The 16,599-nt window shown below is 70.7% G+C and carries 13 protein-coding genes; 10 read left to right on the forward strand and 3 right to left on the reverse strand.

The window, feature by feature from the left end; all coding sequences use genetic code 11:
* Nucleotides 1-37: 37 nt before the first annotated feature.
* A complete protein-coding gene (locus tag ACIO3O_RS22765; protein WP_401748594.1) occupies nucleotides 38-1,201 on the reverse strand; it encodes an ROK family protein in 1,164 nt (387 codons plus the stop codon).
* A 346-nt stretch (nucleotides 1,202-1,547) separates the two neighbouring features.
* Here ACIO3O_RS22765 and ACIO3O_RS22770 point away from each other — a divergent pair, with 346 nt between their 5' ends.
* Entirely contained in the window at nucleotides 1,548-5,054 is a 3,507-nt protein-coding gene (locus ACIO3O_RS22770) for a M28 family peptidase (protein WP_401748596.1), read from the forward strand.
* Nucleotides 5,055-5,282: 228 nt separating this feature from the next.
* Nucleotides 5,283-6,338 carry a YncE family protein gene (locus tag ACIO3O_RS22775; RefSeq protein ID WP_401748598.1) on the forward strand — a complete coding sequence of 352 codons (1,056 nt, stop codon included), beginning with the start codon at nucleotides 5,283-5,285 and terminating at the stop codon, nucleotides 6,336-6,338.
* 321 nt (nucleotides 6,339-6,659) lie between these two features.
* On the opposite strand, the gene ACIO3O_RS22780 is transcribed toward ACIO3O_RS22775, so the two are convergent.
* Nucleotides 6,660-8,024 (reverse strand): FAD-dependent oxidoreductase, encoded by a 1,365-nt coding sequence (locus ACIO3O_RS22780; protein WP_401748600.1) that lies wholly within the window; start codon nucleotides 8,022-8,024, stop codon nucleotides 6,660-6,662.
* Nucleotides 8,025-8,313: 289 nt separating this feature from the next.
* Between ACIO3O_RS22780 and ACIO3O_RS22785 the strand changes: the two genes are divergently transcribed.
* The 3 genes from ACIO3O_RS22785 to ACIO3O_RS22795 all read left to right on the forward strand — a co-directional run bounded on the left by ACIO3O_RS22785 (nucleotide 8,314) and on the right by ACIO3O_RS22795 (nucleotide 11,948).
* On the forward strand, nucleotides 8,314-9,273 hold the full coding sequence (locus tag ACIO3O_RS22785; RefSeq protein ID WP_401748720.1) for a DUF748 domain-containing protein: 960 nt from the start codon (nucleotides 8,314-8,316) through the stop codon (nucleotides 9,271-9,273).
* Between the two features lie 283 nt (nucleotides 9,274-9,556).
* Nucleotides 9,557-11,530 carry a collagenase gene (locus ACIO3O_RS22790; RefSeq protein WP_401748602.1) on the forward strand — a complete coding sequence of 658 codons (1,974 nt, stop codon included), beginning with the start codon at nucleotides 9,557-9,559 and terminating at the stop codon, nucleotides 11,528-11,530.
* A gap of 211 nt (nucleotides 11,531-11,741) precedes the next feature.
* Nucleotides 11,742-11,948: a DUF2180 family protein gene (locus ACIO3O_RS22795; RefSeq protein WP_401748604.1), complete on the forward strand. Its 207-nt coding sequence runs from the start codon at nucleotides 11,742-11,744 to the stop codon at nucleotides 11,946-11,948.
* A 6-nt stretch (nucleotides 11,949-11,954) separates the two neighbouring features.
* On the opposite strand, the gene ACIO3O_RS22800 is transcribed toward ACIO3O_RS22795, so the two are convergent.
* Entirely contained in the window at nucleotides 11,955-12,377 is a 423-nt protein-coding gene (locus ACIO3O_RS22800; protein WP_401748606.1) for a YjbQ family protein, read from the reverse strand.
* A gap of 110 nt (nucleotides 12,378-12,487) precedes the next feature.
* Between ACIO3O_RS22800 and ACIO3O_RS22805 the strand changes: the two genes are divergently transcribed.
* The 5 genes from ACIO3O_RS22805 (at nucleotide 12,488) to ACIO3O_RS22825 (ending at nucleotide 16,579) form a co-directional block, all read left to right on the forward strand.
* Nucleotides 12,488-12,571, forward strand: a complete 84-nt coding sequence (locus tag ACIO3O_RS22805; protein ID WP_368861145.1) for a putative leader peptide — start codon at nucleotides 12,488-12,490, stop codon at nucleotides 12,569-12,571.
* A gap of 146 nt (nucleotides 12,572-12,717) precedes the next feature.
* Entirely contained in the window at nucleotides 12,718-13,599 is an 882-nt protein-coding gene (locus tag ACIO3O_RS22810) for an ABC transporter permease (protein WP_401748608.1), read from the forward strand.
* Nucleotides 13,572-14,339 carry an ABC transporter ATP-binding protein gene (locus ACIO3O_RS22815; protein ID WP_401748610.1) on the forward strand — a complete coding sequence of 256 codons (768 nt, stop codon included), beginning with the start codon at nucleotides 13,572-13,574 and terminating at the stop codon, nucleotides 14,337-14,339. The genes ACIO3O_RS22810 and ACIO3O_RS22815 overlap by 28 nt, the downstream gene beginning before the upstream one ends.
* Before the next feature lie 81 nt (nucleotides 14,340-14,420).
* Nucleotides 14,421-15,467, forward strand: a complete 1,047-nt coding sequence (locus ACIO3O_RS22820; protein ID WP_401748612.1) for an ABC transporter substrate-binding protein — start codon at nucleotides 14,421-14,423, stop codon at nucleotides 15,465-15,467.
* Nucleotides 15,467-16,579 carry an LLM class flavin-dependent oxidoreductase gene (locus ACIO3O_RS22825; RefSeq protein ID WP_401748614.1) on the forward strand — a complete coding sequence of 371 codons (1,113 nt, stop codon included), beginning with the start codon at nucleotides 15,467-15,469 and terminating at the stop codon, nucleotides 16,577-16,579. The genes ACIO3O_RS22820 and ACIO3O_RS22825 overlap by 1 nt, the downstream gene beginning before the upstream one ends.
* Nucleotides 16,580-16,599: the final 20 nt, after the last annotated feature.

The raw sequence follows: 16,599 nt of genomic DNA on the forward strand, positions 1-16,599 counted from the left end.
TGCGGTACGAGGGAACGGACGGTGCGCGGGGGCCGGTTCAGAGCACCCCGAGTTCGCCGGTGAGCACCAGGCAGGCGGCGCCCACCAGGGTCAGATCGGCATCTCCCGCGAGCGCCCTGACCTGCAAGGACGCACTGATGGGGGCGAGGGTTCGGGCGCGGGCGGTCGCGGTGACCGCCTCCAGGAAGCGGCCCTCGACGAGGTCGGCGGGGCCGGTGAGGACGACCTCGTTGAGGTTGAGGACGCTGATGATCGGGGCGAGTACGGTGCCGAGCGCGCGTCCCGCTGCGGCCGCGATGCCGGGGCGCTCGGCCTCGGGCGCCCGGGCGAGGCGATCCCGCAGGCGGGTCGCGTCGATGAGCTGGTCGAGGCAGCCGCGCCGCCCGCACACACAGGGCTCGCCGTCCTCGTCGACGGTGACGTGCCCGATCTCCCCGGCGGCGAACTGTTCGCCCTCGACCAGCTTGCCGCCGACGACCAGGCCCGCGCCGACGCCGTGCGCGGTGGCGACGACCATGAGGTTCTGCACCTGGGTGCGACGGAAGTGCAGGACGGCGAGGGCGTCGACGTTGACGTCGTTGCCGACGCGGGCGGGCACCCCGGTGGCGTCGGCGAGCCGCTCGGCCAGCGGCAGGTCCTCCCACTCCAGGTGCGCGGCGTGCCGTACGACGCCGGTGTCGTCGATGATGCCGGGCGACCCCACACCGATGCCGAGGACGCGGCGCGGCGACAACTCCATGAGGCGCTGGGCGAGTTCGAGCACCGCCTCGGCCGCCTGCGCGCCGAACGCGCCGCCGAGCATCACCTCGGCCCGCACCACGACCTCGCCGCGCAGGTCGAGGACCGCACCGGTGAAGCGGTCGCTGTGCGAGAGGTCGAGGGCGACGATGCCCACCGCGTCGTCGTCGATCCGCACCAGGGTGGCGGGCTTGCCCAGCCGGGCGTCCTTGCGGGGGCCGATGTCGACGACCAGGCCGTCCGCCAGGAGTTCGGCGACGAGCGCGGAGACGGTGGGGGCGGTGAGACCGGAGGCCCTGGCCAGGTCGGAGCGGCTCATGGCCCCTCCGCGGTAGAGCGTGGCCAGGACGTACGACCGGTTGTGCACCCGGCTGTCCTGGGTGCGGGCCTTGGTGCGGGCGGGGGGTCTGCGGCGGGCCGACGAGATCTGGAACAGACCCCGGTGCCGACTGCTCTCCTGCACGGTGCGGGCCCGCCTTCGGTCGGATCGGGAGACGCCCCGGGTTTCTAAGGCGTCTTTAGTTAAGACGCCTCAGATGCTCGATGTGTGCACCTCAACTGTCAAGGGGAGCAACGGAATTGCTCCCCCGGCACACTGCGGGGCCGGGCCCATAACGCGCGTCGTATGCCCTTCCGGGATGGCCCATGTCGTCATGTCCACGCCCATACTCGCGACGTACGTGTGAAGCGCGTGTGACGTACGGGTAAGGCGGCGCACACAACTACGGGTGCGACGCCCCCGGACGCCCCACCGGCGCGCGTACGGCAACGAACAGCTCTCTCACCCCCACCCACGATCGGAGTGGACGTTGCGAACCACCAGATGGACGGCGACAGTGGCGGCGCTCGCGCTGACCACGGGACTCGTGAGCACTCTCGCGAGTCCCGCGGCGGCCGGCGCCGAGCCCCCGCCCGGACCCCAGGCAGGCAGCACCCCCGCGGCGCGTGCGATCGCCGCGGCCGACGCGGCCGTGAAGAGCGGCTTCGACGCCGCGATCAACGCGGCCTCGGAGACGTACGAGAGACAGCAGGTCACGCCCTGGGTGAAGGGCCTGTACTCGGTGGCGTACGAGCGAAGATACCGAGGCCTGCCGGTGGTCGGCGGCGACGCGGTCGTGCTCGCGGACGGCGAGGGGAACGTGCGCTCCCTCCAGTCGGCGTCGCAGACCCGTATCGACGTGTCGATCCAGCCCTCGGTCACCGCGAAGCGCGCCGAGACCGTCGCACGCACCCAGCAGGCGAAGACCGACAAGGTCGGCGGCAGCCGACTGGTCGTCAAGGTCAAGGACGGCAAGCAAGTCCTCGCCTGGGAAACGACACTGATCGGTCGTCAGGCGAAGGCGCCGAGCAAGCTGCACGTCTTCGTCGACGCGCGGACCGGCAAGGTCGTCGACCGTTACGACGAGGTCGTGGCGGGCACCGGAAACAGCAAGTGGAACGGCCCGAACCCGCTGACCATCGACACCACCAACTCGGGCGGCAGTTACTCCCTGCGCGACCCGAACCGTCCCGGGCTCAGCTGTGCCGACTACGCCGGCGGCGTCTACACCAAGTCCACGGACACCTGGGGCACCGGCAACCCCACGTCCAAGGAGACCGGCTGCGTCGACCTGATGTTCGGCGCGCAGAAGCAGTGGGACATGCTCTCCCAGTGGCTCGGGCGCAACGGCGTCAACGGGCAGGGCCGCAGCTTCCCCGGCAAGGTCGGGCTGAACGACCTCAACGCGTACTGGGACGGCAGCTCCGTCACCATCGGGCACAACAGCGCCAACGAGTGGATAGCCGGTGCCGACGTCGTCGCCCACGAGTACGGGCACGCCATCGACTCCAACACCCCCGGCGGCACCAGCGGCCAGGAGTCCGGGCTCGGCGAGGCGACCGGTGACATCTTCGGTGCGCTGACCGAGGCGTACATGAACCAGCCGGCCCCCTACGACGTCCCCGACTTCACCGTCGGCGAGATGATCAACCTCCAGGGGCGCGGCCCGATCCGCAACATGTACAACCCGTCGGCCGTCAACAACGACCCGTCGTGCTACAGCTCCTCGATCCCCGGCACCGAGACGCACGCCGCCGCGGGCCCGCTGAACCACTGGTTCTACCTGCTCTCCGAGGGCACCAACCCCGGTGGCGGCAAGCCGAATTCGAGCACCTGCAACCAGTCGACACTGACCGGCGTCGGCATCCAGAACGCCGGAAAGATCTTCTACGGCGGAATGCTGCTGAAGACCAGCAGCATGTCGTACAAGAAGTACCGTACGGCGACGCTGAGTTCGGCGAAGAGCCTGGACCCGGCGACCTGCAACCTGTTCAACAAGACGAAGGCCGCGTGGGACGCGATCAGCGTGGCCGCCCAGCCCGGTGACCCGACCTGTGTCCCGAACGGCCAGGACGACTTCTCGATGGGGCTGAACCCCACGTCGGGCACCGTCCAGCAGGGCGCTTCGGTCTCCACCACCGTCACCACCAACACCACCACGGGCAACGCCCAGCAGGTGGCCCTGACCGCGAGCAACCTGCCCGCCGGGGTCACCGCGTCCTTCAACCCGGCGTCCGTGCAGTCCGGCCAGTCCTCCGTACTGACCCTGACCGCCACCGCGAACGCGGCACCCGGTGCGACGACGATCAGCGTCAAGGGCCAGGGCACCACGCTCTCGCACAGCGTCGACTACGTGCTCAACGTCGGCGGCACCGTACCGCCCACCGACCCGCCGAACATCGACGTCGCCAACGTCCGCGCACACCTGACCCAGCTCAACACGATCGCCTCGCAGAACGGCGGCAACCGCCGTGCGGGCAGCGCCGGTTACACGCAGTCGCTGGCGTACGTGAAGGGCAAGCTCACGGCCGCCGGTTACCAGGTCTCCGAGCAGGCGTGCACCTCCTGCACGTACCCCTCGAACAACCTGATCGCCGACTGGCCTGGCGGCTCCGAGGACCAGACGATCATGTTCGGCGCGCACCTCGACGGCGTCTCGGCGGGTCCGGGCATCAACGACAACGGCTCCGGCTCGGCGACGCTGCTGGAGAACGCGCTCGTCCTCGCCCAGAAGAACCCGACGATGACCAAGCACGTGCGCTTCGCCTGGTGGACGGACGAGGAGCAGGGCCTCAACGGCTCGAAGTTCTACGTCAACCGGCTGACCGCCACCCAGCGCGCGGCCATCAAGGGCTACTACAACTTCGACATGGTCGGCTCCACCAACGCGGGTTACTTCATCAACAACGTCAACTCCACCACCGCCGCTCCCCTGAAGGCCTACTGGGCCTCCCTCAACCTCGCCCCCGAGGAGAACGTCGAGGGCCAGGGCCGCAGTGACGACGCCTCCTTCCAGGCGGCCGGCATCCCGACCTCCGGCTACGCGGCCGGAGCCAGCGACCGCAAGACCGCGGCCCAGGCCCAGAAGTGGGGCGGCACGGCCAACGCCTCGTACGACTCCTGCTACCACAGCGCCTGCGACACCACCAACAACATCAACGCCACGGTCCTGGACCGCAGCGCCGACGGTGTCGCGTACGGCATCTGGAAGACCTCGGTCGGCACCGGCACCCCGGCGCAGGACTTCTCCGTCGGCGTCAACCCGGCCGCGGGCAGCGCCAACCCGGGCGGCAGCACCACCGCCACCGTCACCACCCAGACGGTGAGCGGCAGCCCGCAGCAGGTGGCCCTGACCGTCTCCGGCGCACCGTCCGGCGTGACCGCGACCGTCAGCCCGACCTCCGTGCAGTCCGGCAGCAACGCGACGCTGAACGTGGCGGTGGGCGCGAACACGGCCGCCGGTACGTACACGCTGAACATCACCGGTACGGGCACGACCACCCACGCCACCACCTACACGCTCACCGTGGGCGGCGGCACCGGCTGCACGCCGCGCCAACTGGTCACCAACGGCGGCTTCGAGAGCGGCCAGACCGGTTGGACCACCACCAGCGGCGTCATCACCACCCAGGCGGGCCAGCCCCCGCACGGCGGCACCTACAAGGCGTGGCTGAACGGCTGGGGCACCCCGCGCACGGACAACGCGGCCCAGTCGCTGACCATCCCGAGCGGCTGCGCCTCGTACAAGCTCTCGTTCTACCTGCACATCGACACGGACGAGAACGAGAACGTCGCGTACGACACGTTCACCGTCTCCGTCGGCAACCAGACGCTCCAGACCCTCTCCAACGTGGACGCCAACACCGGCTACGTGCTGAAGACCTATGACCTGGCGCAGTTCGCGGGTCAGACGGTGTCGCTGAAGTTCAACGGCACCGAGGACCAGTCGCTCCAGACCTCGTTCGTCGTGGACGACGTGACGGTACAGGTGAGCTGATCGCCTTCCGGCTCCGACCGGCGGCCCTTCCCCCGACTGTGGTGTCGGGGGAAGGGCCGCCTTTCGTACGTCGAATTCAAGCCAATACCCGCGCCCCACCTGGGAGTTGCAGGCGAGTGTGACCGGAGCCACACCCTCCACCGTCCCTTACTTAGGCAAGCCTAAGCTAAGTTAACTCCTGTCCGCCTCCCACCCGGAGGCACCTGACGTATCGGAGATCGACTCGGCATGTCCACCATCACCCGCCGCTTCCGTCGCACCGCAGCCACCGCCGTCGCCCTCGCCGCGGGCAGCTCCCTGGCCCTGACGGGCACCGCCACCGCGCAGGGCAAACCGGCCGCCGGTTCGACCGTCACCTCCGCGCAGCTCACCGCCGGCCTGTACCAGTCCTCGTACTCCGAGCGGAACCACGTCCTGTGGGCGACGGCCGCCGTGGGCCGCCCGCCGGTCACCAAGTCCTCGCTGCTGAAGGTCGATCCGTACTCGCTCAAGGTGAAGGCGACGTACACCCCGCCGGTCACCGACGCGACGACCGGCGCCGTGGAGGCCGTCTACGGCGTCGCGGTGGACGACGAGCACAACACCGTGTGGACCACCAACACCCGCAACAACTCGGTGTCCGTCTACAGCCAGCGCGACGGCAAGCACCTGGCGAGCCTGCCGAACGTGGCGCACGCCCGCGAGATCGTCGTCGACGAGCGGCACAACACGGTGTGGGCGAGCGCCTTCGGCGACGGCACCCTGGTGGCCTTCGACTCCCGCACCTTCAAGGAGAAGAAGCGCGTCACCGTGACCGGCAGCCAGCCCACCGGCCTCGCCGTCAACGAGCGCACGGGCACGGTGTACGCGGCCGACCTGGGCGGCGACCGCATCGTCGAGGTCTCCCCGTACGCCAAGGAGCCGCGCCTGATCCCGACCGGCGACGGCCCGATCTCGGTCGCCCTGTCCGCCGACGGCCGCACCGCGTACACGGCCGACCAGGCCGCGGGCACCCTCTCGGTGGTGGACCTGCGCAAGGGTGCGGTTACCAAGACGGTCCCGACCGGCGCGGGCGCCCTGTCGGTCGCCGCCGACGCCCGCACGGGCAAGGTCCTGGTCGCGAACCGGGGCGCGGGCAACGTGACGGTCGTCGACCCGCGCAAGGGCGCGGTCGTGGAGACCCTGGCGACGGGCGCCAACCCGAACCACGTGACGGTGACGCGGGGCACCGCGTACGTCGTGGACAAGTCGGCCGTGGGCACGGCCCGCGAGGACCAGGCCCACCGGGTCCGCATCGCCCGCTGAGTCGGCGGAACCGGTGACCGGCCGGCCCGCAGGCCGCCGGTTCCGCTCCCCCTGGCTGTGCCCGGGACCCGAGGTGACGGGCCCCGGGCACACCCATGCGCCCCTCCAGGGGCGCGGGGAACGGCGCGAGCAACCACGACGCTCCTGCACGGAACCGTGCATGCCCCCGCGGCCGCGCGGCGGCAGCCGCCAAGGGACACAGCGGTGAAGGGGCGGGGTTGGGGACCCTTTCCCAGGCAGGACGAGCCCGCACGCCGCGCGCGGCAGGCACAAAGGGGCCCGGTGCGATCCCCCGCACCGGGCCCCTCACGCCGAACCGGACTACGCCCCGCTCTCCCGCAGCATGTCCTCCCGCTCGACGTACTTCACCCGCTCACGCCCCTCCAGCGCCCCGAGCGCCTTCTCCGCCGCATCGAGCTTGTACCAGCCCTCCCACGTCGTGAAGCGCACGTTCCGCTCCCCGAGGAACGCCTCCACGGCCTCCGGCGCAGGCGCCGCGGGCTCGTGCAGACGCCCACCCGCGAAGTCCGCCAGCAGATTCGCGACCGTCTCGTTCGCGTCGCCCTTGGTGTGCCCGATCAGGCCGACCGGTCCACGCCGGATCCACCCGGTGACGTACGTCGACTGCAGGTGCTCCCCGGACTCCTCGATGACGCGCCCGCCCTCGTCGGGAACGGTCCCCGACGCGACGTCCCACGGCAGCTTGGGCAGCTCGTCGGAGAGGTAGCCGACCGCCCGGTACACGGCCCCGAGCTCCCAGTCCTTGAACTGACCGGTGCCCTTCACGTTGCCCGTGCCGTCCAGCGCCGTGCGCTCGGTGCGCAGTCCGACGACCTTCCCGTCCTCGCCCAGGATCTCGGCGGGGTTCTCGAAGAAGTGCAGGAACAGCTTGTGCGGGCGGTCGCCGATGTCGCGGATCGCCCAGTTCTCCAGGGTCTTGGCGACCATGTCGGCCTGCTTGTTGCCGCGCCGGGTGGCGATGGAGCCCTCGTCGTAGTCGATGTCCTCGGGGTCGACGATGACCTCGATGTTCGGCGAGTGGTCGAGCTCGCGCAGCTCCATCGGGCTGAACTTGGCCTGGGCCGGACCGCGCCGCCCGAACACGTGCACCTCAAGCGCCTTGTTGGCCTTGAGCCCCTCGTGGACGTTCGGCGGGATCTCGGTCGGCAGCAGCTCCTCGGCGGTCTTCGCCAGGATGCGCGCGACGTCGAGCGCCACGTTGCCGACACCGAGCACCGCGACCTTCTCGGCCTCCAGCGGCCAGGTGCGCGGGACGTCGGGGTGGCCGTCGTACCAGGAGACGAAGTCGGCGGCGCCGTAGGAACCGTCGAGGTCGATGCCCTTGATGTCGAGGGCGCGGTCGGCGGTCGCGCCGGTGGAGAAGATCACCGCGTCGTAGAAGGACCGCAGGTCGTCCAGGCTGATGTCGCGCGGGTAGTCGACGTTGCCGAACAGCCGCACCTGCGGCTTGTCGAGCACCTGGTGCAGGGCGGTGATGATGCCCTTGATGCGGGGGTGGTCGGGGGCGACGCCGTACCGGATCAGGCCGAAGGGGGCCGGCATCCGCTCGAAGAGGTCGATGGACACGCCGGGTTCGACCGCCACGGCGGATTTCAGCAGCGCGTCGGCAGCGTAGATCCCGGCGGGGCCGGCTCCGACAATTGCTACCCGCAGGGGGCGAGGCATGATCAGTTTCCCTTCGAGGAACGGCAAGCGGAATCGAGCCGCGGCTGGCTGCGGCGAGCTGGATCACCCCGAAGCCTAAACTAAGGCAAACCTAAGTCAGTAGCCGGGTCCGATCTATGACCCCATAAGCCTGACTTATGAGATCCCAAAGCAATCCCGAGCCCCTCCCTCACTCCGTCGACCCCTCTTGACTGGATACCCCCTGGGGGTATGGTGAGTGCCATGGGGCCACGCAGTGCACCCCCGCATCGCTGAGGAGATCGCCATGAGCGCAGGCACGAACACCGGCATGGGCACAGGACTGAAGATCGCGGCCTTCGGCGCGGCCGTCGCCGCGACGTTCGGCGCGGCCTACGGGATCGGCAAGGGCGTCGGCCCGCTCGGCGACGACGCGCAGCCCACCCATGCCGCCGCGCCGCACAAGGAGCCAGACCCCGGCAGCCGAACAGCCGCCTCCCCCGCGGGCGGCCTCCAGATGTCCGAGGCCGGTTACACCCTCGCCCTGGACACTCCCCGGGTCTCCCCCGGTGAGCGCACCGCGCTCCGCTTCTCCATCAAGGACGCGCAGGGCCGCAAGGTCACCGCGTACGAGCGCGAGCACGAGAAGGAACTCCACTTCATCGTCGCCTCACGCGACCTGACGGTCTTCCGCCACCTGCACCCGACCCGCGCCGCCGACGGCACCTGGTCCACCACGGCCGACCTCCCGGCGGCGGGCGGCTACCGCGCCTTCGCCGACTTCAAGCCCGCGAAGAAGGGCGCGCAGCCCCTCACCCTGGGTGCGGACCTGGCCGTCTCCGGCACCTCCACCCCCCAGCCCCTCCCCGCCCCCTCCCGCACGGCGAAGGTCGACGGTTACGAGGTGACCCTGACCGGTGCCCTCAAGCCCAACAAGAGCGACACCCTCACCCTCAAGGTCTCCCGGAACGGCAAGCCCGTCACCGACCTCCAGCCCTACCTGGGCGCCTACGGCCACCTGGTCGCCCTGCGCTCCGGCGACCTCGCCTACCTGCACGTCCACCCGCACGGCACCCCCGGCGACGGCACCACCCGCCCGGGCCCGGAGGTGGCCTTCAGCGCGACGGCCCCGAGCCCGGGCACGTACCGCCTCTTCCTGGACTTCCGCCACGAGGGCACGGTGCGGACGGCGGCGTTCACCGTGGAGACGGGCACCAGCACCCAGCCGCAGGAGCCGACCCCTGCCGCCCCGGGTCACGACGACACCCACGGCACGACGGACCAGCACTGAGCACTCCGCACTGCGCCGTCGCATCCCGCACACGCGGTCAGTACGAACAGGCCTCCATCTGACCGGAGTTGCCCCCTCCCCCTGGTGTCACAGCAATTTCATCCGTTGCTCGCATCCCTCTACCACTGGCATGTGAACTGTGAAATTGTACGGTCACACTTTGCGGGGCCATGACAGCTCCGTACGTGCTCAACTGCCTTGCCCACCAGGGCAGTTACGGTCCATCCCCCCACGCGGCCGTGCCCCACGCACGTCCGTCGACCGGCCTGGAGGCCTCTTTCCCATGCGCAGACCCCCCACGTCCCGCACGATCTCCCGCCTGCTCATACCCGCCGTGGCCGCCGCCGGCCTCGGGCTGAGCCTGCTCGCGCCCGTCAGCGCCGCCGCTCCCCTCCCCGTCGACGCCCGCAAGCCGGTGCCGAGGTTCGCCACCGCCCCGCAGCCCGCCACCCCCACGGTGCTCGCCGCCGATCTCGCTCCCGGGCACGGCGCGACTCCCGTACGCGGCGTGGCGAAGGAGGCGGGCGCCGCGCTGCGGGCCCCGCGTCCGGCGACGCCGAACGCCCAGGAGCGCAAGGAGGCGCTCGCCGCCGCCCGGCCCGCGGCGGAGTGCACCACCGGCGATTTCACCTCGAAGACCGGCGCCGCGCTCGTCGCCCAGATCAAGCAGTCCGAAACCAGCTGCATCAACACGCTGTTCAGCGCGAGCGGCCAGGACTCCCCCGCACTCTTCCGCGAGGAACAGATGGTCACGGTGGCCGACGCGCTCCGGGACGTCGCCGCCGACTACCCGGGAAACAACAGCACCTCGGCCGCCCAGCTGGTGCTGTACCTGCGTGCCGGGTACTACGTCCAGTACGGCCAGCCCGACACCGTGGGCGAGTACGGCCCGAGGCTGAAGAGCTCCGTCCAGGGCGCCCTGGACGCCTTCTTCGGCTCCGCGCACGCCTTCGACGTCACCGAGGCCAACGGCGACACGCTCTCCGAAGCGGTCATCCTCATCGACAGCTCCGGCGAGAACATCCGCTTCCTGAACGTCGTCAAGCGCCTGCTGAAGGACTACGACGCCTCGTACGACGCGTTCTACGGCATGGTCGCGGCCGTCAACAACACGTACACCGTGCTCTTCCGCGGCCACCAGCTCCCGGACTTCGCGGCGGCGGTCCAGGCCGACCCGGGCGTCCTGACCGCTCTGCGCGACTTCGCCGTCGCCCACGACGACCTGCTGGGCACCGCCCGGTCCTACCTGACCAGCAACGCGGGCCGCGAGCTCGCCCGGTTCCTGCAACACCCCGAACTGGGGGACACCGTCAAGCCGTTGGTCAAGGAGCTGCTCGCCCGCAGCCAGATCACCGGCCGCACCGCGGCCCTGTGGGTCGGCCTCGCCGAGATGACGGACGCGTTCGACGCCGCGAACTGCGCCGAGTACGGCACCTGCGACCTCCAGAACCGCGTCCGCGACGCGGTCCTGACCGTCCAGCACTCCTGCGGCCCGAGCGCAAAGATCCTCGGCCAGCAGCTGACCGCGGCCGAGCTGGCCGCCACCTGTGACAGCGTCCTGAAGCAGGACGCGTTCTTCCACCGCATCGCCAAGGACAACGGCCCCGTCAAGGACGACAACAACACCAGCATCGAGATCGTCGCCTTCGACTCCGGCGACGACTACCGGACGTACGCGGGCATCGTCTTCGGCATCGACACCAACAACGGCGGCATGTACCTGGAGGGCGACCCCGCCGCCCCGGGCAACCAGCCGCGCTTCATCGCCTACGAACAGCCCGCCCCCGACGGTGCGTTCCAGATCTGGAACCTCAACCACGAGTACACCCACTACCTCGACGGCCGCTTCAACATGCACGGCGACTTCGCCGCCGGGCAGACCACGCCGACCGTGATGTGGGTCGAGGGCTTCGCCGAGTACGTCTCGTACGCGTACCGGGGCGTCACCTACGACCGGGCCGTCGAGGAGGCCGGCCGCACCACGTACAAGCTGAGCCAGCTCTTCGAGACCACCTACGAGAACGCCGACACCACCCGCGTCTACCAGTGGGGCTACCTGGGCGTCCGCTACCTCCTCCAGTCCCACCCCGACGACGTGGCCACCCTCCTGGGCCACTACCGCACGGGTGACTACGAGGCCGCCCACACCTTCCTCCGCGACACCATCGGCACCCGCTACGACGCCGACTTCACCGACTGGCTGCGCACCTGCGCCGGTGGCGCGTGCGGTGAGCTGCCCGCTGCGAGCGGCCGCTGACCACTGCGCCCGCCGAGCCCGGTGCCCCGCACACGCCGATGTGCGCGGGGCACCGGGCCTGTGCCGTTGCGGGCCTTCGCCGGTCCTGGCCAAGCCGGGTCGGCGGCCGCCGGACGCGAGAGCTGGGCAAGCCCGAGGCGGAGGACTAGCGTGGACAGTGCCGCCCCGGCCCCCGGCTGCGCCACCCGCCGCACCCCGAGCCGAGGAAGCCATGAACTGTTACGACTGCCACCTGCTGAGCGTCACCGCCCCTGCCGTCGCCGTCTGTTGCCACTGCGGCGCCGCCGTCTGCCCCGAGCACACCAAGGCCGACGCCCAGGACGTGCACCGCACGGAGGGCATGGGCCTCAGCACACTCGACCGGTCGGCCAGGCGGCTCACCTGCCTCACCTGTCACGACGCGGAGCACCAGCTCTGAGCCGCTTCAGCCCAGGAAGCTGAGCCGGACCGTGCGGTCCTGGTTGTCGACGTTGGTGTCGACCAGGCAGACGGACTGCCAGGTGCCCAGTTCCAGGTGGCCCGCGATCACCGGGAGGGTCGCGTGCGGGGGGACGAGGGCCGGGAGGACGTGGTCGCGGCCGTGGCCGGGGGTGCCGTGGCGGTGCCGCCAGCGGTCGTCGGCGGGGAGCAGGGTGTGCAGGGCGGCGAGGAGGTCGTCGTCGCTGCCCGCGCCGGTTTCGAGGACGGCGATTCCGGCGGTGGCGTGCGGGACGAAGACATTCAGGAGGCCGTCGCGGCCCGCGGCGGCCTCGGTGAGGAAGTCGGCGCAGGCTGAGGTCAGGTCGGTGACGGTCTCCTTCGAGCCCGTGGTGAGGTGCAGGACGCGGGTGGTGAATGTGTCGGCCATATTTCCATGTTCGCGCATGGGGCCCGGAAATGGCCGCCTGGTGGGATTCGGCATCCGGATGGTGGGACGACGGTTGACCGTGGTCAGGCGTGCTCGCTACGTTCTGCGCCATGTTGCGTTCAGCTCACCTCACCACGCGCGGTCACATCGACCTGCTGCGGGTGGCCTCGGCCGGTTGTCGCCGCGGCTGCTGACGCCTTTTCGTCACCCGACGCGCCCGGTGCGTGCGCGTCGCTCCACTGCTGGTGAGGGCTGAGCCCTCCTCTTCGTCGCGTCCCCTCCGCCGTCCGCGCGGGTCCTGAGGCGCGCCCGCATTCCTTCTCTTCCTGGGAGCCGTTTCATGACTGTCAGCCATGCGCCGCCGGATATTACGGATGTGTCCGTGAATGCGTACGGGGGTGTGGTCGGGCCCGAGTTGGAGCCCGTGGTGCCCCGGGGGGCGCGCAAGGGGTGGCTGCGCAAGGTTCCGCGGTGGCTGCGGCGGACGGTGGGACCCGTGCTGCTGCTGGTGCTGTGGCAGGTGCTCAGCGCGACCGGGGTGCTGCCGGGCGATGTGCTCGCCTCCCCCGGGACGATCGCCCGGGCGGGCGGGGAGCTGATCGCCGACGGGACGCTGCCGGACGCGATGGCCACCTCGCTCCAACGGGTCGCGGTGGGGCTTGTGTTGGGTGTTGCGGTGGGGGTTTCGCTCGCGCTCGTGTCGGGGCTTTCACGGCTGGGCGAGGACCTCGTCGACGCGAGTGTGCAGATGCTGCGGACGGTGCCGTGGGTCGGCCTGATCCCGCTGTTCATCATCTGGCTGGGCATCGGGGAGGCGCCGAAGGTCGCGTTGATCGCGCTGGGGGTCGCCTTCCATCTGTACTTGAACGTGTATGCCGGGATCCGGGGCGTCGATGCCCAACTGGTGGAGGCCGGTGAGGCGTTGGGGCTCGGCCGGTGGGGGCTCGTGCGGCATGTCGTGCTGCCGGGGGCGCTTCCCGGGGCGATGACCGGGCTGCGGTACTCGCTGGCCACGGCCTGGCTGGCGCTCGTCTTCGGCGAGTCGATCAACGCCGATGCCGGGATCGGCTTCCTGATGAACCAGGCGCGGGAGTTCTTCCGCACGGACGTGATCGTCGTCTGCCTGGTCGTGTACGCCTTCCTCGGCCTGATCGCCGATGCCGTCGTCCGTCTCCTCGAAAGGCTGCTGCTGCAATGGCGACCGACCTTCACCGGGCAGTGAGCCCGGCCTCCACAGACACCGCCGCTGCCGTACGGGTGGAAGGGCTGACCCGTTCGTTCGACGGGCGGGCGGTGATCGACGACCTCGAACTGACGCTGCGGCCGGGCGAGTTCACCGCCCTGCTGGGTCGGAGCGGATGCGGGAAGTCCACGCTGCTGCGGGTACTGGCCGGGCTCGACCGGGAGATCGAGGGCACCGTCCTCGTGCCCAAGCGGCGGGCCGTCGCCTTCCAGGCACCCCGGCTGATGCCGTGGAAGCGGGTGTGGCGCAACGTCCTGCTGGGGCTCCCCGGGGACCCGGGCCGAGACGTGGCGGAGGCCGCGCTGGAAGAGGTCGGGCTCGGGCACCGGTCCACCGCCTGGCCCAAGACCCTCTCCGGCGGCGAGGCCCAACGGGCCTCGCTGGCAAGGGCGTTGGTGCGGGAGCCCGATCTCCTGCTGCTGGACGAGCCGTTCGGCGCGCTGGACGCGCTGACTCGGATCAAGGCGCAGCGGCTGGTCGCCGAGCTGTGGCAGCGGCGTGGCTGCGCCGTGCTGCTGGTCACCCATGACGTCGACGAGGCGCTGCTCCTCGCGGACCGCGCGCTCGTGATGCGGGACGGGGTCATCGCGTACGAGACACCGGTCGACCTGGAGCGGCCGCGCACCGTCGGCTCGGACGGGTTCGCCACGCTGCGGTCCCGGCTGCTGACCGAGCTGGGAGTGGAGGAGGCGGTCGCGTCCCCGTCCCGCGCCGCCTGACCGTTGCCCGCACCCCCGCCCCCCTCCCACTGCTTCCGCTCACCCCCGCGTTCACCCGAACATCCCGAGAAAGGCCCTGCCGTGAAACGGCCACTGCTGACCGCTGCCCTGCTGCTCCCCCTCACCTCCCTGCTGCTCACCGGTTGCGGCGGTGCCTCGTCCGCCGACACGTCGGGGGGCTCGTCCTCCGACGGCTCCGGTTCCGTGACGCTCAACGTCGGTGACCAGAAGGGCGGTTCGGAGGCCATCCTGCGGGCGGCCGGGGAGCTGGACGACCTCAAGTACACAATCAAGTGGTCGACGTTCACCTCGGGTCCGCCTCTGCTGGAGGCGATCAACGCCAAGGCCGTGGACGTGGGCGCGGTGGGCAACACGCCGCCCGTGTTCGCGGCGGGGTCCGGGTCGAAGATCACGGTGATCGGCGTCTCGCACGGCTCGTCCGCGGGCGAGGCCATCGTCGTGCCGAAGGACTCGCCGCTGAAGAAGCCCGCCGACCTCAAGGGCAAGTCCATCGCGGTGGCCCAAGGCAGCTCCGCGCACTACCAGTTGGTCGCCGCGCTGAAGAAGGCCGGGCTCTCGCTCAGTGACGTGCAGGTGAAGCTGCTCCAGCCCGCCGACGCGCTGGCCGCGTTCAGCCGGGGCAAGGTCGACGCGTGGTCGATCTGGGACCCGTACACCTCGCAGGTCCTGCGCACCCCGGGGACGCGTGTGCTGACGACCGGCGAGGGCGTCACCAACGGGCTGTCCTTCCAGGTCGCGGCGCCCGGCGCGCTCAAGGACCCGGAGAAGTCGAAGGCCCTGGACGACTACCTCAAGCGGCTGGAGCGGGCGCAGACCTGGGTGTTCAAGCACCCGGAGGAGTGGGCGAAGGCCTGGGCGAAGGAGACCGGGCTGCCGTACGAGGTGGCGCTGGACTCCGTGAAGCGCACGGCCGGGACCCGGGTGCCGGTCGCCCTGGACGACGCGGCCATCGCCTCCGAACAGCAGATCGCCGACACCTTCGCCGAACTGAAGCTGATCCCGAAGAAGTTCGCGTTCAAGGACTACGTCGACAAGCGCTTCAACGGCAACCGGCCCCCGTCCAGCACCGCTCCCCTCTCGTACGGCAACGGAAAGGCGTCCTCCTGATGAGCGTCCACCTGCACTGGTTCCTGCCCACCGGCGGCGACGGGCGCACGCTCGTCGACCGGCACGCCTACACGGACGGCGGCATCAGCCGGTCCCGGATCGCCCCGGCGACCGGGGTGCGTCCGCCGGACATCGAGTACCTGACCCAAATAGCCAAGGCCGCCGAGCAGTTGGGCTTCGAGGCGGTGCTGACACCCACGGGCACGTGGTGCGAGGACGCCTGGCTGACGACGGTGGCGCTGGCCCAGCACACCGAGCGGCTGAAGTTCCTGGTGGCGTTCCGGCCCGGGGTGATCTCGCCGACACTCGCCGCACACATGGCGGCGACGTACCAGCGCATCACCAAGGGGCGGCTGCTGCTGAACGTGGTGACGGGCGGCGACTCGGTCGAGCAGAAGCGGTTCGGTGACCATCTGGACCACGACCGGCGGTACGCGCGGACGGCGGAGTTCCTGGAGGTCGTGCGCGGGGCGTGGGGCGGCAAGCCGTACGACTTCGACGGCGAGCACTATCAGATCGAGGGCGGGCTGACCGCCCTGCCGCCGGACCCGCACCCGGAGATCTTCTTCGGCGGGTCCTCGGCGGCGGCCGGTCCGGTGGCCGCGCAGCACGCCGACGTGTATCTGACGTGGGGCGAGCCGCCCGCGCAGGTGAAGCAGAAGATCGACTGGATACGGGAGCTCGCGGCGGAGCGGGGGCGGACCGTCCGGTTCGGCATCCGGCTGCACACGATCTCGCGGGACTCGGCGAAGGAGGCGTGGGCGACGGCCGACCGGCTGCTCGACGACCTGAGCCCGGAGGCGATCGCGGCGGCACAGGAGGCGCTCGGCAAGAGCGAGTCCGTGGGGCAGCAGCGGATGCTGGCCCTGCACGGCGGGTCGCGGGAGGGCCTGGAGATCTCACCGAACCTGTGGGCGGGTGTGGGTCTGGTACGGGGCGGGGCCGGGACGGCGCTGGTGGGCAGCCACGCGGACGTCGCGGACCGGATCGAGGAGTACCACGCGCTCGGTGTCGAGCACTTCGTCCTGTCCGGGTACCCGCATCTGGAGGAGGCGTACTGGTTCGGCGAGGGGGTGCGGCCGGAGCTGGTGCGGCGGGGGCTGGTCGGCTGACCCGGCTCCGCCGGCTGTTC

Origin of the sequence: Streptomyces sp. NPDC087440 (genome assembly GCF_044744005.1) — a bacterium.
In the GTDB taxonomy this organism is placed as follows: domain Bacteria; phylum Actinomycetota; class Actinomycetes; order Streptomycetales; family Streptomycetaceae; genus Streptomyces.

Coding starts and splice junctions, on each gene's coding strand:
- ACIO3O_RS22810 (WP_401748608.1), top strand. CDS start 12,718: ATGACTGTCAGCCATGCGCCGCCGGATATTACGGATGTGTCCGTGAAT.
- ACIO3O_RS22805 (WP_368861145.1), top strand. CDS start 12,488: ATGTTGCGTTCAGCTCACCTCACCACGCGCGGTCACATCGACCTGCTG.
- ACIO3O_RS22825 (WP_401748614.1), top strand. CDS start 15,467: ATGAGCGTCCACCTGCACTGGTTCCTGCCCACCGGCGGCGACGGGCGC.
- ACIO3O_RS22775 (WP_401748598.1), top strand. CDS start 5,283: ATGTCCACCATCACCCGCCGCTTCCGTCGCACCGCAGCCACCGCCGTC.
- ACIO3O_RS22785 (WP_401748720.1), top strand. CDS start 8,314: ATGGGCACAGGACTGAAGATCGCGGCCTTCGGCGCGGCCGTCGCCGCG.
- ACIO3O_RS22780 (WP_401748600.1), bottom strand. CDS start 8,024: ATGCCTCGCCCCCTGCGGGTAGCAATTGTCGGAGCCGGCCCCGCCGGG.
- ACIO3O_RS22800 (WP_401748606.1), bottom strand. CDS start 12,377: ATGGCCGACACATTCACCACCCGCGTCCTGCACCTCACCACGGGCTCG.
- ACIO3O_RS22795 (WP_401748604.1), top strand. CDS start 11,742: ATGAACTGTTACGACTGCCACCTGCTGAGCGTCACCGCCCCTGCCGTC.
- ACIO3O_RS22790 (WP_401748602.1), top strand. CDS start 9,557: ATGCGCAGACCCCCCACGTCCCGCACGATCTCCCGCCTGCTCATACCC.
- ACIO3O_RS22815 (WP_401748610.1), top strand. CDS start 13,572: ATGGCGACCGACCTTCACCGGGCAGTGAGCCCGGCCTCCACAGACACC.